The following is a 24,433-nucleotide window of genomic DNA, read 5'->3' as shown; positions in this document are numbered from 1 at the left end:
AGTTACAAACATAATTTTAAGGTTAATATATAATAAAAGCATAGTATATTTTAATATGGAGGATTAAATATGAGCAATATGGTAAATGGTATACCTAATATGGTAAGTGGAACTCATTATGGTAATCTTCAGAAGGTTAGAAATGGTAAGAGAACTTTTGGAATAACACCACATATTCCAGGAGGTTTTATAACTATAGAAAATTTAGAGAAGATAACTAATGTAGCAAAAAAATATAATGGTGTAATTAAAATAACATCAGGTCAAAGAATTTTAATAACAAACCTTAATGGAGAAGACTTACCTGAAATATGGAAAGAACTTGGAATGGAACCAGCTGTTAGAAAGCAAAATTCGGTTAAAAATGTTGAAATGTGTCCAGCTGGTTATTGTAAAAGATCAAAGTTTAATACTATAAGTACTGGAATGAAGTTACTTAATAAATATCAGAATATGGATATGCCTTGTAGAACAAAAATTGGAGTTGCAGGATGTAAAAATGCATGCGGTAGTGTATATTCAAAAGATATTGGAATAATTGCAGATAAAACAGGATTTTTAGTTACAGCTGGTGGGTCAGCAGGCTATAATCCAAGATTGGCTGATATAATAATTCAAGATGTTTCTGAAGATGAGGCTTTAAAAATAGTAGATAATATTTTTAAAGTTTATAAGTCACTAGGAGAAGCAGGAGAAAAACTTGGAGATTTTATTGAGAGAATAGGAATAGATAATTTTAAGGAAAAGGTTTTATAATATAAAAAATAAGAAGGCTGTAGAAATAATCAATGAATGATTACTTTTACGGTCTTCTTGCTTTTAAAATTAATGATGTTTATTTTGGTATGCGTGTTTAATTTTTGAAAAGCCGTTTAAAGATAAAACTTTACATACTGATTTAATTAATTCTTTTCTTTCTGCAGCTCTACAATCGTCAGTTGTAACATCTAAAACATTTTTAACGTCTGTAACTAAGGAATCTAAATCTCCAGTCGTTATTGAAAAATTAGCATCCATAGCAGCGCTTAATATACTATGCCTTATTTTTTCATCATCAAATGGAACAACCTTATCGTTTTTATTTACTATTTCCATTTAAATTACCACCTTTCATATAAATTTTAAACAAATAAAAGAAGCTTAAATAAATAAGCTTCCATTGTTATCTTAACCTAATAAAATTAATTATTAAAGGATACCTTCTGTTTTAAGAATATCTTCTAATTGTTGAAGTTTATTATTTAAAGATAAGAATTTTTCTTTTATATCATCTCTTGATATTTCATCTTTATCGATACCTTCTTCTAAGGCTTCTACAGTTTTTAATGCTTCATCAATATCTTGTTGAACTAATTTAAGATTTTCTTCTCTCATATAAGATTCTCCTTTGGTATATCTTTTTAAAATTATGTTTATACTTTAATCCTATCACTACTAAAACTGTTGTGCAAGGCATATATTTAACTGTTAACAATAGTTATTTTATGGAGGAATGAATGATTAATTATATTTGGTTTGCAATGATATTTTTTGGAATAATTTTTGCTTTATTCACTGGAAATGGAGATAAAATAACTGAAGCAATAGTTTTAGGAAGTGAAAGTACAGTTTCTTTTTTAATTGAACTTGTAGGAATAATGTGCTTTTGGTGTGGAGTAATGAAAATAGCTGAAAAGAGTGGCCTTACAGCACAAATTGCAAGAATTTTAAGACCTTTATTAAAGAAACTTTTTAAAGAAGCAGCAACAGATGAAAAGGCACTTGGTGCAATTGTTATGAACTTAACTGCTAATATGATGGGACTTTCAAATGCAGCAACTCCTTTTGGAATAAAAGCTATGGAAGAAATGGATAGATTAAATAAAAAAAGCAGTGTTGCATCAAATGATATGGCTTTGTTTTTAGTTATGAATGCAGCTTGCATACAATTAGTTCCTACAACTGTAATATCTATAAGAGCAGCAGCGAATTCTGTAAATCCAGGAATAATAATATTACCTGCAATTATATCAACAACCATAGCTGCAATAGTTGGGGTTGTATGTTGCAAAATACTACAAAGATATTTTTAGGTAGGGGGTTTTAATATGTTTTCATATATTACAAAAAGTATTATTCCTATAATAGTTGTTATAATACTTTTTTATGGAATGATTAAAGGGAGAAAAGTGTATGAGTGGTTTATAGAAGGAGCTAAAGAAGGTTTATTTGTATGTATGAGAATTTTTCCGTATCTTTTGGCTATGATTGTAGCTGTACAAATATTTAAAAGTGCAAATCTTTTGGATTTAGTAAATAATATAATTTCACCACTTTCTAGAGCTATAGGATTACCAGAAGAAGTAGTTCCTTTGATTCTTATAAAACCAATATCAGGTAGTGGAGCAGTGGGTATGTTTACTGAAATTATTAAAACATATGGAGCAGATACGTTTATTGGTCTTGTAGCATCTGTAATTATGGGAACAACTGAAACTATATTTTATACTATAACTGTATATTATGGAGCTGCAAAAATTAAAAAAATAAGGCATACATTGTGGGCAGCTGTAATTGCAGATATAACAGCTATAATTGCTGCTATTACTGTTGTTAATTGGATAATACTATAATGTAGTATGTTTTAAATTTTTAATATTATCTTTAAGAAAACTTTTATTGTTAATAAATTTTAAAATCTAATTTTCTTAACATATATTTAGACTTAATATACAATAATTATAAGTAATTACTTTAAATAAAAATTTCCATAATTTAATTGAAGAATAAAAAGGAATCTTAAATTAATATATTTAAGATTCCTTATTTTATAAAATTATTTATTTTCTTTAAATTTAAATTTATTAACTATTAATGCAATTGCATTATCACCTGATACATTACAAGCTGTTCCAAAGCTATCTTGAGCAATATAAAGGGCAATCATTAATGCAAGTTGTGCATCATTAAAGCCTAAGTTAGTTTGTAATACACCAAGAGCAGCCATAACAGCACCACCAGGAACACCAGGAGCTGCAATCATAGTAACACCTAACATTGCTATAAATCCAAAAAATTGTGGAAAATTAAAAGGCATTCCATTAAGTAACATTACTGCAATTGAACAACAAGTTAAAGTAATAGTACTACCAGATAAATGGATTGTAGCACAAAGAGGTATAACAAATTCTCTAACACCTTTAGAAACTCTATTTTTTTCTGCAACTTCAAGGTTTACTGGTATTGTAGCAGCTGAAGATTGTGTTCCAAGAGCTGTTAAGTAACCAGATAATTGATTTTTCATTAAAGTAAAAATATTTTTTTTGTTTAAAGCTCCAGCAATTGTAAATTGAGATGATATAACAAAAAAGTGTAGAGCTAATATTATTAAAAATACTTTCCAAAATACTGAGAATATAGATTGAACCTGACCTGTATAAGTCATATTTGCAAATATTCCTAATATATGAAAAGGAATTAAAGGAATAATTATAGCATTGATAACTTTTTGAATAATTTCTTGAAATTCTAATGATGCATTATATAAAGTACGACCTTTTACATAAGCTATACCAAGTCCAAGTAAAAAAGCAATAAGCAATGCAGTTGTAACTGACATAACAGGTGGCATATCAACTACAAATAATGGTTTAAGTAAACTATGTTCAGGATTATTTGCAGTAAAACTTAAGGATTTCTTAACGAATTTTGGAAATAAATTTGAAGCAACAAAAAATGCTAATAAACCTGAAAGTAATGTTGATAAATAAGCTAATAAAGTTGTAAGTCCTAGCATTTTTCCTGCTGATTTACCTAAGTCTGCAATACCTGATACAATAAATCCTATTATTATAAGTGGGATTATAAAACCAAGAAAGTTTCCAAAGATAGAATTAAAAGTTGCCAATAATCTTATGAAATTTTCTGGCATAAATTTACCGAATATGAGACCAAATATAATTGCTAATATTAATTTTGGAATAAGTCCTAAATTTCTCAAATGTATCCCTCCTGTGGACAAGTGTATTTTGTATGTATTATAATAGTATAAAGTTGAATTTGTCTATTTATTTATTAGTTGGGGCAATAAAATAGAGTAAATGATTAATATTAGGAGAAAAACAACACTTACATATTATAATGGATAATATGCTCTAAATTCCAAATAATAATCATAAATTTAATTATGATTAAAATACACAAATTAAAATTTGTCTTTAGATTGGGGGGGTTATATGTCAGATGAAAAATTTTATATTGTAAATGAGCAAGTATTACCAAATATATTTTATAAGGTTATAGAGGTTAAAGAATTACTTCATACAGGAAAAGTAAAAGATATATCAGAGGGAGTTAAAAAGGTTGGAATAAGCAGAAGCACTTATTATAAATATAAGGATTTTGTATATCCAATGGCGGAAGGTGTAAATAGTAAAAAAATTACGATTGTGCTTTTACTAGCTCATAAATCGGGAGTGCTTTCAAGAGTTCTAGACTTTATTGCAACAAATGAGTTAAATATATTAACAATTAATCAAGATATACCAATAAATATGACTGCAAATGTTACTATAACATTAGATGTCTCTAAAATAAGAGGAGATGTTAAAAACTTTTTATACAAAATCAGTGAGCTTGATGATGTAATAAAAGTTAGAATACTAGCCGTAGAATAAAAAGTATGGAGGGATAATTATGGAGAAAGAAGTTTTTGAATTTAACAGAAAGAGGGTACTTGAAAAGTTAGAGGAAAATTCTTTATTAATTCTTTTTGCTGGAAATGCACCAAAGAAAACTGCTGATGAAAAATATAGTTTTACACCAAACAGAAATTTTTATTATTTAACAGGAATTGATGAAGAAGATCATATTATTGTTATGGGTAAATTAAATGGCAATATAATTGAAAAGATGTTTATAAAAGAAATAGACCTTGAAAAAGAAAAGTGGCTTGGTAAAACAATAAGAAAAGAAGAAGTTTTTAATTTAAATAGTATAGAAGATATAGGATACTTAGGAGAGTTTAGAGGATTTTTAAATAAAATAATAAATGAAAGTATTGATATAAATATATATTTAGATTTAGAAAGAGATGAGTTTAACAGTTTACCAACAGTAAGTAGTACATTTGCTAAAAAGCTTAGAAATAAGTATCCACAAGTGAATATAAAAAATGTATTTCCAATATTTGCACCAATAAGACTTGTAAAGAGTCCATCTGAAATAAAAGAAATGCAGAAGGCTATTGATATAACAATTAAAGGTGTTGAATCAATAATGAAAAATATAAAACCTGGAATGCTTGAATATGAATTAGAAGCATATTTTGAATTTGAATGCAGAAAAAGAGGAGTTCGTGATTATGCATTTAATACAATTGCAGCAGCTGGAAAGAATGCAACTATATTACATTATGTAGATAATAATTCAGAAGCTAAAGATGGAGATTTAATTCTTTTTGACTTAGGAGCACAGGTTAATTATTATAATGGAGACATTTCAAGAACATTTCCTGTAAACGGTAAGTTTACAAAAAGACAAAAGGAAGTTTATGAAGCTGTACTTAGAGTAAATGAGAAAGTTATATCAGAGTTAAAACCAGGTATTAATTTCTTAGATATAAATAAAAAATCTAAAGAGTGGATTGCAGAAGAATGTATTAATCTTGGATTAATAGAAAATAAGGAAGAAGTATCAAAATATTATTGGCATAGTATAGGACATAGCTTAGGTTTAGATACTCATGATATAGAAAATCCAGGAAGAAATACAGTTTTAGAACCAGGTATGGTATATACAGTAGAACCAGGCATATATATAGGAGAAGAAGGTATTGGTGTAAGAATAGAAGATGATGTACTAATAACTGATGATGGATGTGAGGTATTAACTAAGGATATGATAAAATCAGTTAGTGAAATAGAAGAATTTATGAAAAATTGTTAATAAAATAAACAAAAAATTAAAAGATATATTGATATATATATATTTATATTATATAATTATATTAATTTAAAAGTGAATAATTTGCGAAGAGATAGAGGCGCGGTCTTTAAGAGTAATGTTATTGAGATAAGCACTATGATATAACATGAAAGGAAATACCGCCGAAGGATATAACTAATGCTTTAATGTTATAATCCTGGGCTTATGCATAATATGCATAAGACTGTCACAAATTATATTTGTGGTGAGCTATCATTCAATGGATTCTTACGTTATATATTTAGAACCTTGAGTGTTATCTCAAGGTTCTTTTTGACTTTAAAGTAAAATGATGGGCCTCTAAAAATATTCACAAATTTTATTTTAATAGGGGGATTCAATCATGAAAAAAAGAAATTATTTAGTATTTTTATTTACCTTTATACTAATGATGAGTATGACAACAGTAGCATTTGCATCAGAAATTGATCCAGGAACTGTAAATGCAGAAAGGTTTGGTATATGGACTATAATACCACCTTTAGTTGCAATTGTACTTGCATTTATTACAAAAAATGTTGTAGTATCTTTGTTTATTGGTGCATTAGCTGGATGTTTTATGATTCAAGTCGTAGATCAAAATGCATTTAATGCATTGATACAAGCCTTTTTAGATTTTATACAAAGAGTCCTAAATTCTTTAGCGGATCCTTGGAATGCTGGAATAATACTTCAAGTTTTAGCTATTGGAGGAGTAATAAATCTTGTTGCTAAAATGGGAGGTGCTAGAGCTATAGCAGAAGCACTTGCAAAAAGAGCAAAAACTCCAAGGAGTGCTCAACTTGTTACTTGGTTTCTAGGTCTTTTAGTATTTTTTGATGATTATGCAAATTCATTAATAGTAGGTCCTATAATGAAGCCTGTTGCAGATAAACTTAAAGTTTCAAGAGAAAGGTTAGCTTTTATAATTGATGCAACAGCAGCACCAATTGCAGGACTTGCAATAATATCAACTTGGATAGGGTTAGAAGTAGGACTTATAAATGATTCATTTACTCAAATTGGAGTTAAAGTTGATTCTTTTGGTGTTTTTCTTCAAACTATTCCATATAGATTTTATAATATTTTAATACTTGCATTTGTAGTTATTACATCTGTTATGCTTAGGGATTTTGGACCTATGAGAAAGGCTGAAGTTAGGGCTAGAAAAGGTATTAAGGATAAAAAATCGGAGCTTGAAAGTATAAGTACAGAAGATGAGATGAAAGTAAAAGAAGGAGTTAAGCTTAGTATTTGGAATGCAATAATCCCAATAGGAGCACTTATAATATCAGCTCTTATAAGTTTTTATTATAGTGGATATACAAGTATAATAGGTGGAACTGATGTAGCACTTAGAGAAGTTGTAACTAATGCACCGTTTTCTTTTACAGCAATAAGAGAAGCATTTAGTGCAGCTGATGCATCAACAGCACTTTTCCAATCAGCAGTATTTGCATCAATAATAGCAATTGCTATGGGAGTTTGTAAAAAGATATTTACTGTGTCAGAAGCTGTTGAAGTTTGGGTAGATGGAATGAAAGGTCTTATAATAACTGGAGTAATTTTATTACTTGCATGGTCATTAAGTTCAGTAATAAAAGATTTGGGAACTGCTAAATATTTAGTTACATTATTATCTGGATCAATACCATCATTTTTACTTCCAAGTATTATATTTATATTAGGAGCTGTAATATCATTTGCTACCGGAACTGCATATGGAACAATGGGAATACTTATGCCTCTTGCAATTCCTCTAGCTCATTCAATATCACCAGATATGAGCTATATAGTATTAAGTACAAGTGCTGTACTTACAGGAGCAATATTTGGAGACCACTGTTCACCAATATCAGATACAACAATACTTTCATCAATGGGAGCTGGATGTGATCATATAGAACACGTAAAAACACAAATGTGGTATGCACTGTTTGTTGCAGGAGCCACAATAATATTAGGTTATATACCAGCTGGATTAAATGTTCCTGTTTATATAATATTACCTGTTGCAATAATAGTACTTGTAATTGCTGTTAAGTTTATAGGAAAACCAGTGGATGAAGTTGTGGAAAATTAATATATTAATTTTTAAAAGTGTGGATAATTTCCACACTTTTTTATTAGAATAATTAATAACTTACCTAATATATAAATTAAAATGTGTCAGTATAATATTTATATTAATAAGTTATAATAAGAAAAATTTTATAAGAGGGATATTATGAATAGAAGAATAGGAAATAGAAATATTATTAATAACATAGGAGATTTTTCTAATATATTTAGTCAAACATTTTCTAAGTTTTTTAGTAATATAAATATTGGTTCAATTGAAGAATTTTTTAATGAAGGTGATTTTATAAATGTAAATATGAAAGAAGATGAATCTAAATATATAATAGAAGGAGTATTTCCAGGGATAGATAAAAAAGATATAAAAGTAGATTATAAAGATGATTATATATATATAAATATAAATCGAAGGCAAGTATTTTCTAATGGTTATAATATGTCTATGGTTGTATCAGAATTTGGTGATGGATTTTCTAGAGAATTTTTTGTTCCAGATTCAGATATATCATCACTTAAGGTATCATTTAAAAATTATAGATTAAAATTAGAAATACCTAAACTAAATTATAGATTACCAGTTGATCAGAGTGAGATTATTGATGTTGTAGATTATAAAGAAGAATAAAGCTATAGTTTTTACTATAGCTTTATTCTTTCTCCTCAGGTGGATTAAAATATTTATTTATTAGTATTGCTACGATTATACCTATTGCGGTATCTATGCTTCTTCCAATGGCATAAGCATAAGATTGAGGTCCACTATAATTAATCATTATACCTATAAGTACTATACATGCAATTGTAACTGATCCTGGTTTATTAAAAAGGTTACAAGTGTAAATTACAGCAACTATACCAAGTCCAGTTATAAATGCGCTATAATCATATAAGAAGGTAAATTTAATCATAATAAATATAATTAACATACCAAATATACCACCAATTATAGTGCCGATAAGTCTATTTTTACCCATGGTAAAGGAACTTGAGACTGTATCCTTCATACAAATAACAGCAGCAATACATGCATAAAATGCGTTTTCTCGTCCTAGAAATTGAAATATAATCATACAAACAGTAACCGCAAGAGCTGTTTTTATATTACGTAAACCAACCCTATGCACGTTTAACTTCATAATTAAAACCCCCAAAATAGATTTTTAAATATTATAACACATAGAAGTAAATAATTTTATTAATAAAGATTACAATTTAAAAACAATTGACATATAAAAATATATAGAATATTATATATTTAAAATATTAAAATTAAAGATAAATGCTATGAAAAGAAGAGTAGTAAAAGTATGTATCTAAAGAGAGCTAGCAATTTGCTGAAAGCTAGTGTTATAGACTTTTATGAATATGGCCTTGGAGCACATCCTTTGAGCTTAGAGAGTTAGAAGGATACGGGAACAACCGTTATATTGTAAGGTAAATTTTATTACCTATTGAGTTTTTTGTCGTGAGGCAAAGGAGAAATAGAGTGGTACGCGTATATAACGCCTCTATGCATTATGCATAGAGGTTTTTTTATAGTAAAAGATATATTTATATAAATAAAGGAGGATTTTAAGATGTGTAAGAAACCATATTATATTACTACACCTATATATTATCCATCAACGAAGTTACATATAGGTAACACTTATACAACAGTTGCAGCTGATGCAATAGCAAGATTTAAGAGATTAACAGGATATGATGTAATGTTCTTAACAGGAACAGATGAACATGGTCAAAAAATTCAAAGAATAGCTGAAGAAAAAGGTATAAAACCTATAGAGCATGTAGATGAAATAGTTGCTGGAATAAAAGACCTTTGGAGCATGATGAATATAAGTTATGATAAGTTTATAAGAACAACTTATGATTATCATGTGGAAGCAGTTCAAAAAATATTTAAAAGATTATATGATCAAGGAGATATATATAAGAGTTCATATGAAGGGTTATATTGTACTCCATGTGAATCATTTTGGACAGAAAGTCAATTAGTAGATGGAAAGTGCCCAGACTGTGGAAGACCAGTTGAAACTTCAAAAGAAGAAGCTTATTTCTTCAAAATGAGCAAATATGCTGATAGATTAATTAAATATATAGAAGAACATCCACATTTCATACAACCAGAATCTAGAAAAAATGAAATGTTAAATAACTTCTTAAAACCAGGATTACAAGATCTTTGTGTTTCAAGAACTAGCTTTGATTGGGGAGTTCCAGTAACATTTGATGAAAAGCATGTTGTTTATGTATGGATTGATGCATTATCAAACTATATAACTGCATTAGGATATGGAAGCAATAACACAGAATTATTTGATAAATACTGGCCAGCAGATGTTCACTTAATAGGCAAGGATATATTAAGATTCCATACAATTTATTGGCCAATAATGTTAATGGCTTTAGATTTACCATTACCAAAACAAATATTTGGTCATGGATGGTTACTTGTTGATGGTGGAAAGATGAGTAAATCAAAAGGTAATGTAGTTGATCCAGTTACATTAGTAGAAAACTTTGGTGTAGATGCTGTTAGATATTACTTATTAAGAGAAATACCATTTGGAGCAGACGGATTATTTAACAACGAAATATTTATAAAGAAAATAAATTCAGATCTTTGTAATGACCTTGGAAATTTACTTTCAAGAACAGTTGCAATGATAGAAAAATATTTTGATGGAGTTATTCCAGCACCAGTAGGTAAGGAAGATGTAGATGATGAGCTAATTAACTTAGCATTAGAAACTCCAAAGAAGGTTTCAGAATCAATAGATGCATTAAAGCTTCCTGAAGCTTTAGAAAATGTATTTGAATTAGTTAGAAGAGCTAATAAGTATATTGATGAAACAACTCCATGGATATTAGCAAAGGATGAAGATAAAAAGGAGAGACTTGGAACAGTTCTTTATAATTTAGCAGAAGCTTTAAGATTTACTTCAGTTTTATTATCATCATTCTTACCAACAACTTCAGAAAAAATAAATGAACAATTAGCTGTTACAGCAACTGATTGGAATTCATTAGAAGGATTTGATGGAACTGCTCCTGGAACAAATGTTAAAAAAGGAGATAGTTTATTCCCAAGAATAGATGTTGATAAAAAGCTTGCTGAACTTGAAGAGTTAAGAAAAGCTCAAATAGAGGCTAATTCTAAAAAAGAAGAAGTTAAAGAAGACGTTAAAGAAATGCAACCAATTAAAGAAGAAATAACAATAGAAGATTTTGAAAAAATAGATTTAAGAGTAGTTAAAGTTTTAGAGTGTGAGCCAATAAAGAAAGCTAACAAATTACTTAAATTAAAAGTTGATTTAGGTGGAGAAGTTAGACAGGTAGTTTCAGGAATAGCAAAACACTTTAAACCAGAAGATTTAATAGGAAAAAATGTTGTACTTGTTGCAAACTTAAAACCTGTTAAGTTAAGAGGTGAATTATCACAAGGTATGATAATTGCTGCATCAAATGACGATGATAGTATATTAAACTTAGTTAATCCAGGAGATAACTTACCAACTGGAAGTATAGTAAGATAAATAAAAAAACACTAGATAGGAAGTCAGCTTGTATAAGGTTGGCTTCTTTTTGTATAAAATAGGAAGGGGTTTGAGAAAATGAATATAGTAGTAGGTAATGCGTGGCCATATGCTAATGGAAAGTTGCATTTAGGACGGATAGCAGTTTTTCTTCCAGGGGATATATTAGCAAGGTATCATAGAATGATGGGAGATAATGTAGTATTTATATCGGGCAGTGATGCACATGGTAGACCAGTAAAGTTAAAGGCTTTAGAACTTGGAATAACACCAGAAGATACACTTAAAAAATATAATGATGAATTTATAGAATGTTTTAATAAATTAAATTTTTCATTTGATTTATTTACCAATACGGATACTAAATATCATAAGGAAAATGTAAAAAAATTCATACAAAAATTATATGAAAGTGGTTATATATATGAAGAAGTTTATGAAAATAATGATAAGAATTTAATATTTTCACTTTCAAAATTAGAAAATGATGTAAAAAGAATATTTATAAAACAAAATGACTGGAGAAAAAATGCTGAAACAATAACAAAAAGATATTTAGATGAAGGATTAAGAGATAGATCTATAACAAAAGAAATTGATTGGGGGATAGATGTACCTTTTAAAGGTTTTTCAAATAAAAAGATATTCGTTTGGATTGAAGCTCTTATGGGATATTTAACTGCAACAAGCAAATGTATAGAAAATAAATTAGATAATAAGTTATCTGATTACTGGGATAGTGAGGATAGTAAAGTTTATTTAGTTCATGGAAAGGATAATATACCATTTCACACAATAATTTTTCCTGGAATATTAGTAGCATTAGGTTTTAAAAATCCAAATATAACTATAGTTTCTAGTGAACATTTAAAACTTGAAGGTAAAGATTTTTCTACAAATAAAAATTGGGCCATTTGGGTAGATGAAATATTAGAAAAATACAATGTAGATTCATTAAGATATTATTTAATAAATAATGGACCTGAAGAGACTATAACAGATTTTAAATGGAGAGATTTTATAAATTTAAATAATAGAGATTTAGTTTTTGAATTAGATAGTCTCTATAAAAAAACAATAAAAACAAGTGATTTTTCTTATTTAGATAATATAGAAAGAGATAAAATGTTGGATTTATATTTTAGTGTTGGAGAGAAAATAGAACAATGTAAATTTAAGTCTGCAATTAGGCAAATTTTTGCATATATAAAGGAAGAAAATAAAAAAAATAATCCAAAGGTTGAAAGTATTATAAATTTAGCGAATGTATTAGAGCCATTTTTACCAGAAACATCAAAAAAGATAAAAGATAATTTTGAAGTAAGTGGTGGAGAGTGGAATTTAATAAACGTAAGGAAAACATCTATTATAAAATCATATAAATCATTATTTGAATTAATAGATAGGAAAAATATTATAGATGAAATAAAAAAATTAAAAGAAAATAAAATATAAAAAAATCCTAGAATATCTAAAATAGGGGGACTAGATATTCTAGGAACCAATCAATTAAGATGGTTATAAGGGGTAAATAATAATGCTTTAACTACTTTACAATTAAATAATAACTTAGTAATATGTCAGTTTTGTGTCAAAATATATAATAAAATATTAAATGATAATTATTCTAAATAAATAATAATGAAAATATTAATAAAATTAGATTGTTATTTTGTCGAAATTCAATATTTTAATTGTTTTTCTATCATAGTCAATTATTTCTTCATTTTTCATTCTGATTAATTCTCTAGATAATGAAGGTCTTTGAACTCCGAAGGAGTTTGCTAGAGCTTGCTTTGTCATATTTAAGTTTATTATATTACTATTTTGTTTTTTTGATTCAATCAATAAAAATTCACAAATCATAGCTCTTAATGATTTTGATGACACTTGTTTTAATTTTTGACTTAATAATAGTGCCTTGTTAGATAATAGTGCTAAAAATGCTAATAATAATTTTTGGTTTTCTTGAAGTAAAGAAGTTATTTTCTTTTTATTTATATGAAGAATTAAACTATTATTTTTACTAACTACATCCATAGGATAAGTATTCTTGTTTCCAAATAATAAATTTTCACCAAACATATTAGAAGCTTCAAGGGTTGAAACAATTAAAACATTTCCATTTTCATCATTTTGTTGAATTTCAACTACACCAGATATTACTATGCTTAAATTATTGCAAATATCATTATTAAAAAATATAACTTCTTCTTTAGAGTATTTCTTTATTGATACTAAAGGGTCTGATATAATCGCTTCTATTTCTTCAAATTCAAAATCTTTGAACAACAATGATGATTTTATTATATTTATTAATTGCGTGTTTTTCATGTGTTTCAAATCCTTTCACTAATGTATATATTTTTTCAAAGTGCTTATATTGTATAATAATATATGTAATAAAATTTTAAAAGAGGGAGATTTGCTATTAATGGATAATAAATACAAAATATTTGATACACATGCACATTATGATTCTGAGGATTATGATGTAGATAGAGAAGAAATTTTAAATGAATTAAAAAATAATGGGGTTATTGGAATTTTAAACTGTGCTTCTTCATATGAAAGTATAGAAGTAACTTATAAGCTTACACAAACATATGATTTTATATATGGCGCATTAGGAATTCATCCTGAAAATGCTAATGAATTAACAGATAAAGTATTAAAAGAATTAAGAGATTTAATAAAGTCAAATGAAAAAATAGTTGCTGTTGGTGAAATTGGATTAGATTATTATTGGGAAGAAAATCCTCCAAAAGAAGTTCAACAAGATGTATTTAGAAAACAAATGAAACTTGCAGAAGAATTAAATTTACCTGTAATAATACATGATAGAGATGCACATAAAGACACATTATATATAATGAAAGAATTTCCAAAAGTTAAGGGTGTAGTTCATTGTTTTTCAGGAAGTGTAGAGTTTGCAAAAGAATGTATAAAATTAGGATATTACATAGGTTTTACTGGTGTTGTTACATTTAAAAATGCAAAAAAAATAGTAGAGGTTGCAAAAGAAATTCCAGTTAACAGAATGCTTGTAGAAACTGATGCTCCATTTATGGCTCCAGTACCAAATAGAGGAAAGAGAAACAGATCTGATTATATAAAAGAAGTTATAGAGAAAATAGCAGAAATAAGAAGCATGAATCCAGAAGAGTTAAATATTGAGCTTAATAACAATTTTTACAACTTGATTAATAAGGAAAAATAATGTAAACTTAAATGGAATTAATTTACAATTAATTCTCGGAGATACTTAAACAATATACCATGGACGCAGGGAACTCATTTAGTGCTAAATTATAATAAAAAAAATATATGCATAGCACTGCATTTTCAAGGTTTAGCGCTAGTAAGCAAGAGAGTGTAGATTTGACAAGGTACTAAAAACTAAGTATAATGCAAAAGACACTCTTGCCAAAGGAGGGAAATCAATGGTAGAAAAATTTAAAACTTTTATGAAGAAAAGTTTTTCTAACGGTCCGAAGGCAAAAATAGTGATATTAACTGCAGCTATTGCTGTAGTCATAGTAGCCACTACAGTTGCTACAATGAGAAAGACAGTTAAATTAAGTATTGACGGAAAAGAAGAAACATTTATCACATATAAAGGGACTGTTAAAGATGCGTTGCAAGATAAAGGAATAGGTTTATCAAATTATGATAAGGTGCAACCATCCTTAGAATCCAAAATTAAAGAAGGTCAGGAGATTGCAGTTGATAAAGCTGTGCCGATCAATATTAAGTTTGCAGATAAAGATGTTAAAATTTATTCAGCAGAAGACAATATTGAAGATGTTTTATTAACTAGTAATGATCAACTTAAAAAACAAGGAGTAGAATATGTAGATGGTATAGATGAAGTTAAACCAGAACTAAATACTCCAATTACAGAAAATATGGATGTTAGTATTGTTAAGGTAGAAAGCAAGAAGGTTACAGAACAAAAGGCAATACCTTATGATACAGTAACTAAGAGTGATGAAAGCCTTGAGAAAGGTAAGAAACGAATTGAAGCTGAAGGTAAAAACGGAAAGCAAGAGGTTACTTACGAAATAGTATATAAAGATGGAAAAGAAGCTTCAAAGAAAGAGGTAAGTAGTAAAGTTGTTGCAACTCCTGTTAATGCAGTGGTTGTACAAGGTACAAAGAATCCAGTTAATTATATACCAAATAGAGGTGATTCAGTACAATATAAGAAACACTTAGTTATGGAAGCAACAGCATATTCTGGTCATAGTACTACTGCAACTGGTGTTGCTCCTGTGTACAACCCTGGTGGAGTTAGTACAATAGCAGTAGACCCAAGAGTTATTCCTTTAGGAAGCTTAGTATATGTAGAAGGTTATGGATATGCTAGAGCGTCAGATACTGGTGGGGCTATAAAAGGAAATATAATAGATGTTTATTTAAATAGTTCATCAGAATGTAATCAATGGGGAAGAAAATATGGAGTAGATGTTTATATAGTATCTTATCCGGGTGAATAGTTTGATTTTAAAGAGATAACAGATTAGTTATCTCTTATTTTTTTGTATATAATAGTTATGTATTATTATTTGACATGATGTATATATATATGTAAATTATTTATATATGAGTGCTAAGAATAAATGATTAGCGAAAGGAAGTAAAGCTTGTGGATAAGAAAATTATAAAAGAAGTTATAGTAGTTGAAGGTAGAGATGATATAGATGCAGTAAAGAAAGCTGTAGATGCTGAACTTATTGCTGTTGGTGGATTCGGAATAAATAAAAGGGTTATAGATAGAATAAAAGAAGCTCAAAAAAGAAAGGGAGTTATAGTTTTAACTGATCCAGATTTTGCTGGAGAGAAGATACGTAACATAATTGCAAAGAGAGTAAAAGGAATAAAGCATGCATATATAGCTCAAGAGGATGGATTAAAAGATGGAGATATAGGTGTAGAAAACGCATGTCCAGATGTTATAATAAGAGCCTTAGAAGGTGCAAAGGTTACGCTAGAAGAAAAGCATAATGAATATGGTATGGAGGATATGTTTTATTTTAAACTTGCAGCTGATGAAAAGGCTAAGGATAGAAGAATGGCTTTAGGTAAAGAACTTGGAATAGGATATGGAAATGCTAAACAAATGCTATCTAGACTAAACAATTACGGAATAGACAAAGAAGAATTTGCAAAGGCTATGCAAAAAGTAGAAAAAGAAATAGGAGAAATTTAATATGGAAATAAAAGATTATAAAACTCAAGAACTTGTAAAAAAGTACAATTTTAAATTTTCGAAGAGCTTAGGACAAAACTTTCTTATAGATGACTCAGTTCTTACTGATATAGTTCAAGGCGCTGATGTTAATGATGAAGATTTAGTAATAGAAATAGGACCAGGGGTTGGAACTTTAACTGCTCAGCTTTTAAATAAAGCTAAAAAAGTTGTTTCAATAGAATTAGATAATGATTTAATTCCTATATTACAAGAAGAACTTGGAAGTCATCCAAATTTTTCATTAGTACATAAGGATGCTTTAAAGGTAGATTTCAATGAAATAATTGGAAATGAAAAAAGTGTAAAATTAGTTGCAAATCTTCCTTATTATGTAACTACTCCGATAATAGTAAATCTTTTAAAAGAAAAATATAATTTTAAAAGTTTAACTATAATGATACAAAAAGAAGTTGCAGAGAGAATAAATGCAGAACCAAACTGTAAAGAATATGGTTCATTATCATTATTAGTACAATATTACTGTAATACAAAAATAATAAGAAAAGTATCACCAAGTTCATTTATACCAAGACCTAAGGTTGATTCAATAGTAATAAGGTTAGATAGATTAGATAGTCCAAGAGTTGAAGTTAAAGATGAAAAACTTATGTTTGACATTATAAGAAATTCTTTTAATATGAGAAGAAAAACTTTATGGAACGGAGTAAAAAATATAGGTATAGATAAAGAAAAGCTACAAAAGGCATTTGATGATGCTGGAATAGATCCAAAGAGAAGAGGAGAAACTTTATCTTTAGAAGAATTTGCAAAGCTTAGTGATGAAATTTACAAATATAAGTAAATTTCGATTATCATAATAGGTACCTTACTGCATATACTATATTGAATAAATGTATGCGGAGGTAATGGGGAAATTGGCACATAGTAAATTATATAGAAATTTTATAATTCTACAAGAAGATGAAAGAAGTAAGAGTTCTTCAGATAAGGCACTGTCAGGATATGCAAAAATAGAATCAAAAGGGGATAAGTGCAAAATAACATTTTACACACAAAACTTAAAAAAAGAAGATGATTATACTATAGTACTTATTTGTTATAAAAAAGATTTAAAGCAAATAGTGGATATTGGTAAACTAAAGGTTAGTGATTCTGGAAAAGGTGAGGCGTGTATAGAATATAATTCTGATAATATAGCAGGATTAAATATGCATTATGATAAAATATCAGGAGCTGGTATATGTAAAAAGAAATCAGATGGATTAGATTTTACTATGTATGGATTTATGAGCGGAGAAAAGTTAGATGACAACTGGAAGAAATGCAAAGTAGTAAAATGTGATTATGATGGACTTAAACCTAAATCAAGAGAGTATATAAAAAGAGAGGTTATTGAACCAGAAGTTGAAGAAAAGCATACTGATATAAAAGAGAACTTAGATATAAATCAAAATAAAGAAGAAGTTGTTAAAGAAGAAGTAGAAAATATTAAAGCTGAACATAAAAACAATGAGGAAGAATTAACAAATAAGTTTGAAGATTATGAAAGAAGTATAGAGATAGAAAATGTAGATCCTTATGATTTTAAATTAAGAGGTGGCATTGGAGATTTCTTTGAAAACTTAGTTAAAGGTTTTGAGGAAGTTAAAGATGGATTCAAAGAATTAACTTATACTAAATGGTATAAGATACCTGTACATGATATAGAGGATATGTGTGATTCAAAAGATTATAATAAATATTCTATTTTATATTATCCTATGATTAATTATTATCCATATATCAGAAAATACGGTTATTTTATGATGGGATATAAATGTGATAAAAAAGGAAACTTAAAGTACTTAGTTTATGCTGTGCCAGGTAAAAAAGATAAGGATGAGCAACCTTATGGAGGAAAATCAGGATTTATTACATGGTGTAAGAGAAAAAGTAATGATGAATATGGCTTTTGGTTAATGTTCTATGATTATAAAAATTCAACAATTGTAGTTCCAGCTAAGTAATAAATTTGTAATATACAATAATTTGCAAGTAATATTTGAAAGTATTATAATTTAGATATAATTAGGAGAAGCTTAAGCTTCTCCTAATTAGTTATATAGGGTGTTTAGGAGGGAATATGAGACAAGTACTTTTTGAAATTTTAAATTTTAAGGTTTATAGTTATGGGTTTATGATTGCTATAGGTGTAATATTAGCATCAACATTTTTTATAAGAAAAGCAAAAAGGTATGGATATGATGAAGATAAGTTATTAAATTTAATAATTGTAACAGTTATATCAGGTATATTAGGAGGAAAGTTATTATTTATAATTACTGAATTTAAGGACATAATAAATAATCCGTCAATTCTATTTAATTTTGGTAATGGATTTGTAATATATGGAGCTATAATATGTGGTGCACTAGGACTATATTTATATTGTAGAAAAAATAGATTTGATTCTATACAATTATTAGATTTTGTTGTTCCTTTTGTTGCTTTAGCACAGGGGTTTGGAAGAATAGGATGTTTTTTGGCTGGATGTTGCTATGGAAGAGAAACAACACTTCCAATTGGAGTAGTGTTTCCAAGTGGGTCTTTAGCACCTAGTGGAATACCTTTAATACCAACTCAATTATTTAGTTCCGTATTTGATTTTTTATTAGCAGGTTTTTTGATATGGTATAGCAGAAAAGAAAGAATCAAAGGTAGGATACTTGCTGTATATATTATAATTTATAGTATTGGAAGATTTTTTATAGAATTTTTTAGAAATGATCCAAGAGGAAATATATTAATGTTTTCAACATCGCAATTTATAGCTATATTTACTCTTGTATTAGGAGTTATAATTTACAATTTAGATAAATTTAAAAGGAGAGAAAATAAGTGAATAGACGGGTAATATCAAAATTAGCAATGCTTTGCATTATGGTTGTTATTGGAACAACTATGGTTGGATGTACACCTGTAAATAATGTTTTAGTAAAGCTTGGATTTAGAAACAATGATTTTGATTATATGAAGACTAATAAGGTTGATGAAATAGTCATAGAGAATAGTCGTGATACTGGTTTTAGATTTGAAGTTACGGATCCGAAGGCAATAGAGGAAATATACAAAACATTATCAGCAGGAAACCCAGAGCCGGAAAAAAGTTCATTAGATCCTGATTACATATTTGAGATTCATACAGGAGACAAAGTTAAAAAGTATTATTATGTAGTAGGTGTTAATGAAAGTAGGAGAGGAAACTTTTATGATTCAAATAATGCCTATAAGGTACCAAGAGATTTGGATCAGACAATAATTAATAATTTATCATTTATAAGAAGACCTAGAGATTTTAATTCAATATATTATGGTACAATAATGAAAGTAATGGAAATGAATAAAGGTGCATTAGGTGATGGTAATCACAAAGTTGGAATTAATATACTAAGTGATTTAGATTGTGTTAAATATTTATTTTCAACAGATTTACAAAAATTCCAAAAGGATTTACAAAAAGTAATACCGGGGGCTGAAATAATAAATAATAACAACCAAAATGACTTTAATGTAGTTGTAACTGTTCAAAACATGGGATATAGCACAGATGTGTTTAGAACATTAATAACTGTAGATAATAAGATTGATAAGACTTACCAAAAATATTATGTTGTAGGACATTATGAATTTAAAAAATGGGAAATTACAGTCGGAAGCGATGGTAAAAAGCCTGATAATTGGAGTCAAACAAATAAATAAGGGAGGATTTACATATGAATAATGCTCAAAAAGCTACAATGAATCCATTTGGTAAAAAGCCAAAGTATGGAAAAATAAAAAATGTAATAGGGATAATAAGTGGAAAAGGTGGAGTAGGAAAATCTACTGTAACAGGAATAACCGCAACTATGCTTAGAAAAAAAGGTTATAAAGTTGGAGTCTTAGATGCAGATATAACAGGACCATCAATGCCAAGATTTTTTGGTATAAATAATGAAAGAGCGCAAATAATATCATTAGATGAACAAAATATAAAGTTCATTCCAGCTACAACTAAGAGTGGAATAAAGGTTATGTCAATGAATCTTTTAACAGAAGTTGAAGATGATCCTGTTATATGGAGAGGTCCTGTAATAACTGGAGTTTTAAATCAAATGTATTTTGATACAGAGTGGGGAGAGTTAGATTATCTTCTAATTGATATGCCACCTGGAACAGGAGATATAGCGCTTACAGTTATGAAGGAGTTCAATGTTAAGGAACTAATAATAGTTTCTACACCACAGGATATGGTATCAATGATTGTTAAAAAGGTTGTAAAAATGGCTGAGAAAGTAGGCACACCTATTAAGGGTGTAGTTGAAAATATGGCTTATATAACTTGTGATAGCTGTGACAAAAAGCTAAGAGTATTTAGTAAAAAGTCAGCAGAAGAGCATGCAGAATACCTTGGTTTACCACTTTTAGGGGAACTTCCAATAAATCTAGAACTTACAGAAGCTCTAGAAGAAGGAAGAGCTGAGGAGTATGTATTAGATAATGCTCTATATTCATTAATATTTGAAGGCTTATATTAATACATACTCTCTATGTATGAGAGGAGTAATTTAATATGAAAGCTAATGTTGATAAGGATACTTGTATTGGATGTGGATTATGTCCATCAATATGTCCAGAAGTATTTGATATGGATGATGACGGAAAGGCTGTTGCAATTTCACCTGACGTTCCACAAGAAAATGAAGATGGAGCTAAAGAAGCAGCGGAAAATTGTCCAGTAAATGCAATTAGTGTAGAGTAATAAAAATAGCAAGCTTATATAAGCTTGCTATTTTTATTAAAAGAAGTCATTCATAAGAGGATTTATTATATAATTAGAAAAGTTATGATTACTTGGTGAAGATGAGTTATCAAAAGATACAGATATATAATCTCCAATAGATGCACCAGCTATTTCGCATAAAGGGCGTGAAATCAAGGTGCCATTTTCTAATTCTATAAATGCCTCTAAATTATTTATATCTAATATTTTACCTCGCATAACACTACCTCCTTTTTATTATTAGTGTTAGCGTATTTATTAATATATATACAAAAAGGATACTAAGTTAATAGTATCCTTAATAAATATCATTATATACAATTTTGAACACATCTAATGCTTCTTCAATTTTAGATTTAAGCAAAGATTTTTTTCTTAAGTATTCTTTCTTTCCTTCATTTGTTAAAGAATATATTTTTCTGAATTTCTTTTTAGGATCATCCCATTTCCAAACTACAAGACCGTCTTTTTCTAATGCTTTTAGAATTGGATATATTCCACCTGTACTAGGAATCCATTTTCCTCGTGTACGCTCTCCAATTGAATGTGAGATATAACTACCTGTGGCTGGTGTAGAATTCAATATATGAAGAACATAAATGGATAATAAACCTTTTGTAAAAACTTGACCCACAGCATCTTTTTCTTTTTTTACTTTTTTAAGTTCCATCATATTTCTTTTATATTCTTCATAGAGTCTTTTTTCCTCAGCCTTTATATCCATTGAGTCAGAAAAATTTAAATTACTCATAATTATACCTCTTGGACTACAACTCCTAGTAAACCAGGACCAGTATGAACTCCAAGAGAAGGTCCTATTGTAGCTGGCGCGATAGATTCTATATTATCAAGTTTTGAGATAGCATCATATAAAGCATTAAATTCTTCATCAGATGAACCACCACATAGAACCCAAACTTTGCTTTTACCCTTTTCAAGGTGTTCTTTTGCTATTTTTACTAATTTGTTCATAGATTGCTTTCTACCACGAACTTTAGCAAATGTATAATAAACACCTTCATCATTAACTGATATTATAGGTTTTAAATTTAAGATTTCTCCGATAGTACCTGCTACTTTTCCTATTCTTCCACCTTTTTTTAAGTATTCTAATGTGTTTATAGTAAAGTATCCATGAGTTTTCTTACGAAGTTTTGGAAGTTCCTCAATTATTTCTTCAAAAGTTTTACCTTCTTTAACTAATTGAGCGGCATTTAATACTAATGCACCTTCAGCCATACTAAGAATTTTAGTATCAAAAACATAAGATGTTAATTTAGGGTGATCTTCAAGTGCTAATCTTATAGCATTACCTGTACCTGAAAGCCCACTTGAGATTGTAACTGCAATTACATGAGTGTAACCTTCTTCTTCTAATTTATTAAGAATATTTTCTATTCTAGAAGCACTTGGTAAAGAAGTTGTAGGAATTTCTTTTTCTAATGATTCATAAACCTCTTTTGGACTTATATCTATTTTATCTTCAAATTCTCCATTAGAATATATTATTCTAAATGGTGCAAACTCTATGTTATTTTCTTTTAATTGTTCTGTAGTTAAATCTGATCCACTATCAGTTAAAATGGCAATTTTTTGCATATAAATACCTCCTATTAAAATGATTAAAGCAAGTAAACTTTATCACTACTGATAATATAAACTATATCATTACTGATATAGTTTAGCAATATAAAAGAAATTATTATTAAAATAATTTCTTTTATAAAAAAATTAGTAAGAAATAGAAGAATCTGAATCTACTATATTCCATATTGTATTACCAGGAGATAAGCTAATTTCATTACCTTCTATATCAAAAAGCATAGTATCACTTGTCTCTGAATCTTTAGACCATAATATATTTATAACTTTACCATTAGAAAATAAATAACCTTCACCATCATTAATTAAATTTATATTTAAATGAGAATTATCTGTTTGAAGAGTGATGTCGGCTTTTTGAACTATTATGTTATTGAATGTTAAGGGTTTATTAGTTATAGCATCAATTGCAATTTTACCATCCATATATTTAGTATAAGAACCATTTTCGAAAACATATTTAGTTTCATAAACGTTATTTGGTTTTACAGTTATATTTGAGCTTGTTTTTAAATTATCTTTATTAAAATAGCTAGAATCAAATTTTAAATAAGATTTTGCAGTTAAGTTATATTTCTTATCTTTTATGGCAGTTAATATTTTTTCACTTGATGTATAAAGATTATGTGGTGCTTTTCTAGAATTATCCCTATAATAATATTTTCCATTTTTCATTTCATTTAAACTCATTAAAGAATCATCATTTTCAACTTGTGATAAAGCTTCCTTTGAACCACCACAATGAGCAATAGGTAATGAATATTCTTTTGATAGTGTTAAAAAATAAGGGCGTATACTTCTTATAGGTCCTATTTTTTCTGAAGTTTTACTATGATATAAGGCAATAAATCTAGGAATTCCACCTTCTGCTGAGGTTTCATAGACAATATCTGCAAAGGAGAGTCCACTTTGAGGCCTTGAAGCTTTAGAATTTTCAACAACTGCCATATAAGGAACTTTATTTTGAGGATCTTCTGATGATTCTACACCTGTAAAGGGATAATAAAATTTTTTAGTTTGTTCTATATTATTTGAAGATGTAGTTTTTGATTCATCTAAAATTTCACTTTGATTATTTGATGAATTTTTTTGTTCTTCAACTTTACAAGACATTACAGAAGTAAATGTAAAAATTGTAAATAATGAAATTAATAAAAATTTTCTCATATTTATCTCCTTTTTTTATTTAATGATACTTAATATATATAATGTTTTATAGAAAATGATTACTTTAATTTAAAAAAATATTTTTCT

The 24,433-nt window shown here is 28.0% G+C and carries 26 protein-coding genes, 1 pseudogene, 1 riboswitch and 1 other annotated feature; of the genes and pseudogenes, 18 read left to right on the top strand and 9 right to left on the bottom strand.

Features of this window, described 5'->3' with window-relative positions; all coding sequences use genetic code 11:
- Positions 1 to 69: 69 nt before the first annotated feature.
- A complete protein-coding gene (locus AC4FQ1_RS09220) occupies positions 70 to 756 on the top strand; it encodes a ferredoxin-like domain-containing protein (protein WP_491169526.1) in 687 nt (228 codons plus the stop codon).
- A gap of 69 nt (positions 757 to 825) precedes the next feature.
- On the opposite strand, the gene AC4FQ1_RS09215 is transcribed toward AC4FQ1_RS09220, so the two are convergent.
- On the bottom strand, positions 826 to 1,095 hold the full coding sequence (locus AC4FQ1_RS09215; RefSeq protein WP_303127346.1) for an ATP cone domain-containing protein: 270 nt from the start codon (positions 1,093 to 1,095) through the stop codon (positions 826 to 828).
- Positions 1,096 to 1,188: 93 nt separating this feature from the next.
- Complete coding sequence (locus AC4FQ1_RS09210; RefSeq protein WP_303127348.1) at positions 1,189 to 1,374, bottom strand: hypothetical protein; 186 nt, start codon at positions 1,372 to 1,374, stop codon at positions 1,189 to 1,191.
- A 122-nt stretch (positions 1,375 to 1,496) separates the two neighbouring features.
- On the opposite strand from AC4FQ1_RS09210, the gene AC4FQ1_RS09205 reads away from it, so the two are divergent.
- Both AC4FQ1_RS09205 and AC4FQ1_RS09200 read left to right on the top strand, forming a co-directional pair.
- Positions 1,497 to 2,072, top strand: a complete 576-nt coding sequence (locus AC4FQ1_RS09205) for a nucleoside recognition domain-containing protein (RefSeq protein ID WP_303127354.1) — start codon at positions 1,497 to 1,499, stop codon at positions 2,070 to 2,072.
- A 15-nt stretch (positions 2,073 to 2,087) separates the two neighbouring features.
- Positions 2,088 to 2,612, top strand: coding sequence for a spore maturation protein (locus tag AC4FQ1_RS09200; protein WP_491169525.1), 525 nt, complete (start codon positions 2,088 to 2,090; stop codon positions 2,610 to 2,612).
- Positions 2,613 to 2,815: 203 nt separating this feature from the next.
- Here AC4FQ1_RS09200 and AC4FQ1_RS09195 read toward each other — a convergent pair whose 3' ends face one another.
- A complete protein-coding gene (locus tag AC4FQ1_RS09195) occupies positions 2,816 to 3,979 on the bottom strand; it encodes a dicarboxylate/amino acid:cation symporter (protein ID WP_491169524.1) in 1,164 nt (387 codons plus the stop codon).
- 235 nt (positions 3,980 to 4,214) lie between these two features.
- Between AC4FQ1_RS09195 and AC4FQ1_RS09190 the strand changes: the two genes are divergently transcribed.
- From AC4FQ1_RS09190 to AC4FQ1_RS09175, 4 genes are all read left to right on the top strand, one after another.
- Entirely contained in the window at positions 4,215 to 4,655 is a 441-nt protein-coding gene (locus AC4FQ1_RS09190; RefSeq protein ID WP_303127360.1) for an ACT domain-containing protein, read from the top strand.
- Positions 4,656 to 4,674: 19 nt separating this feature from the next.
- Entirely contained in the window at positions 4,675 to 5,925 is a 1,251-nt protein-coding gene (locus AC4FQ1_RS09185) for an aminopeptidase P family protein (RefSeq protein ID WP_491169523.1), read from the top strand.
- A gap of 84 nt (positions 5,926 to 6,009) precedes the next feature.
- Positions 6,010 to 6,185, top strand: a riboswitch (Lysine riboswitch).
- Positions 6,186 to 6,307: 122 nt separating this feature from the next.
- Positions 6,308 to 8,026 (top strand): Na+/H+ antiporter NhaC family protein, encoded by a 1,719-nt coding sequence (locus AC4FQ1_RS09180; RefSeq protein WP_303127364.1) that lies wholly within the window; start codon positions 6,308 to 6,310, stop codon positions 8,024 to 8,026.
- 144 nt (positions 8,027 to 8,170) lie between these two features.
- Positions 8,171 to 8,647 carry an Hsp20 family protein gene (locus tag AC4FQ1_RS09175; protein WP_491169522.1) on the top strand — a complete coding sequence of 159 codons (477 nt, stop codon included), beginning with the start codon at positions 8,171 to 8,173 and terminating at the stop codon, positions 8,645 to 8,647.
- A gap of 22 nt (positions 8,648 to 8,669) precedes the next feature.
- On the opposite strand, the gene AC4FQ1_RS09170 is transcribed toward AC4FQ1_RS09175, so the two are convergent.
- On the bottom strand, positions 8,670 to 9,158 hold the full coding sequence (locus AC4FQ1_RS09170) for an FUSC family protein (RefSeq protein ID WP_303127368.1): 489 nt from the start codon (positions 9,156 to 9,158) through the stop codon (positions 8,670 to 8,672).
- A gap of 139 nt (positions 9,159 to 9,297) precedes the next feature.
- Positions 9,298 to 9,535 (top strand) — a binding site (T-box leader).
- 64 nt (positions 9,536 to 9,599) lie between these two features.
- Between AC4FQ1_RS09170 and metG the strand changes: the two genes are divergently transcribed.
- On the top strand, positions 9,600 to 11,561 hold the full coding sequence (metG, locus tag AC4FQ1_RS09165) for a methionine--tRNA ligase (protein ID WP_491169521.1): 1,962 nt from the start codon (positions 9,600 to 9,602) through the stop codon (positions 11,559 to 11,561).
- Positions 11,562 to 11,639: 78 nt separating this feature from the next.
- Entirely contained in the window at positions 11,640 to 13,016 is a 1,377-nt protein-coding gene (locus tag AC4FQ1_RS09160; protein ID WP_491169520.1) for a methionine--tRNA ligase, read from the top strand.
- Positions 13,017 to 13,220: 204 nt separating this feature from the next.
- Here AC4FQ1_RS09160 and AC4FQ1_RS09155 read toward each other — a convergent pair whose 3' ends face one another.
- Positions 13,221 to 13,895, bottom strand: coding sequence for a Crp/Fnr family transcriptional regulator (locus AC4FQ1_RS09155; protein ID WP_303127374.1), 675 nt, complete (start codon positions 13,893 to 13,895; stop codon positions 13,221 to 13,223).
- Between the two features lie 100 nt (positions 13,896 to 13,995).
- Between AC4FQ1_RS09155 and AC4FQ1_RS09150 the strand changes: the two genes are divergently transcribed.
- The 9 genes and pseudogenes from AC4FQ1_RS09150 (at position 13,996) to AC4FQ1_RS09110 (ending at position 21,556) form a co-directional block, all read left to right on the top strand.
- Positions 13,996 to 14,781 carry a TatD family hydrolase gene (locus AC4FQ1_RS09150; protein WP_491169519.1) on the top strand — a complete coding sequence of 262 codons (786 nt, stop codon included), beginning with the start codon at positions 13,996 to 13,998 and terminating at the stop codon, positions 14,779 to 14,781.
- A 223-nt stretch (positions 14,782 to 15,004) separates the two neighbouring features.
- Positions 15,005 to 16,060 (top strand): resuscitation-promoting factor, encoded by a 1,056-nt coding sequence (locus tag AC4FQ1_RS09145; RefSeq protein ID WP_491169518.1) that lies wholly within the window; start codon positions 15,005 to 15,007, stop codon positions 16,058 to 16,060.
- A 161-nt stretch (positions 16,061 to 16,221) separates the two neighbouring features.
- Positions 16,222 to 16,773: a ribonuclease M5 gene (gene rnmV, locus AC4FQ1_RS09140; RefSeq protein ID WP_303127466.1), complete on the top strand. Its 552-nt coding sequence runs from the start codon at positions 16,222 to 16,224 to the stop codon at positions 16,771 to 16,773.
- A gap of 1 nt (position 16,774) precedes the next feature.
- Positions 16,775 to 17,617 carry a 16S rRNA (adenine(1518)-N(6)/adenine(1519)-N(6))-dimethyltransferase RsmA gene (rsmA, locus tag AC4FQ1_RS09135; RefSeq protein ID WP_491169517.1) on the top strand — a complete coding sequence of 281 codons (843 nt, stop codon included), beginning with the start codon at positions 16,775 to 16,777 and terminating at the stop codon, positions 17,615 to 17,617.
- 73 nt (positions 17,618 to 17,690) lie between these two features.
- Positions 17,691 to 18,782, top strand: a complete 1,092-nt coding sequence (locus tag AC4FQ1_RS09130) for a DUF7922 domain-containing protein (protein ID WP_491169516.1) — start codon at positions 17,691 to 17,693, stop codon at positions 18,780 to 18,782.
- Between the two features lie 116 nt (positions 18,783 to 18,898).
- Positions 18,899 to 19,657, top strand: coding sequence for a prolipoprotein diacylglyceryl transferase (locus tag AC4FQ1_RS09125; RefSeq protein WP_491149196.1), 759 nt, complete (start codon positions 18,899 to 18,901; stop codon positions 19,655 to 19,657).
- Positions 19,654 to 20,514 (top strand): YhfM domain-containing protein, encoded by an 861-nt coding sequence (locus AC4FQ1_RS09120; protein ID WP_368410141.1) that lies wholly within the window; start codon positions 19,654 to 19,656, stop codon positions 20,512 to 20,514. Before AC4FQ1_RS09125 ends, AC4FQ1_RS09120 begins: the two co-directional genes overlap by 4 nt.
- Before the next feature lie 65 nt (positions 20,515 to 20,579).
- Positions 20,580 to 21,332 (top strand): annotated as a pseudogene (locus tag AC4FQ1_RS09115) (Mrp/NBP35 family ATP-binding protein); the annotation flags it as partial.
- A 35-nt stretch (positions 21,333 to 21,367) separates the two neighbouring features.
- Positions 21,368 to 21,556 (top strand): ferredoxin, encoded by a 189-nt coding sequence (locus AC4FQ1_RS09110; RefSeq protein ID WP_303127384.1) that lies wholly within the window; start codon positions 21,368 to 21,370, stop codon positions 21,554 to 21,556.
- Positions 21,557 to 21,592: 36 nt separating this feature from the next.
- Here the strand turns inward: AC4FQ1_RS09110 and AC4FQ1_RS09105 are convergent, their stop codons facing one another.
- From AC4FQ1_RS09105 to AC4FQ1_RS09090, 4 genes are all read right to left on the bottom strand, one after another.
- A complete protein-coding gene (locus AC4FQ1_RS09105; RefSeq protein ID WP_303127386.1) occupies positions 21,593 to 21,796 on the bottom strand; it encodes a hypothetical protein in 204 nt (67 codons plus the stop codon).
- Between the two features lie 79 nt (positions 21,797 to 21,875).
- Positions 21,876 to 22,328, bottom strand: a complete 453-nt coding sequence (locus AC4FQ1_RS09100; protein ID WP_491169515.1) for a PadR family transcriptional regulator — start codon at positions 22,326 to 22,328, stop codon at positions 21,876 to 21,878.
- Positions 22,329 to 22,330: 2 nt separating this feature from the next.
- Entirely contained in the window at positions 22,331 to 23,176 is an 846-nt protein-coding gene (locus tag AC4FQ1_RS09095) for a DegV family protein (protein ID WP_303127390.1), read from the bottom strand.
- A 132-nt stretch (positions 23,177 to 23,308) separates the two neighbouring features.
- On the bottom strand, positions 23,309 to 24,346 hold the full coding sequence (locus AC4FQ1_RS09090; RefSeq protein WP_491169514.1) for a DUF3048 domain-containing protein: 1,038 nt from the start codon (positions 24,344 to 24,346) through the stop codon (positions 23,309 to 23,311).
- Between the last annotated feature and the right edge of the window lie 87 nt (positions 24,347 to 24,433).

The sequence above is a fragment of the Clostridium sp. TJA020 genome (assembly GCF_058310295.1).
The sequence above is the reverse complement of the archived record's forward strand: the minus strand, read 5'-3'. Positions and strand labels throughout refer to the sequence as shown.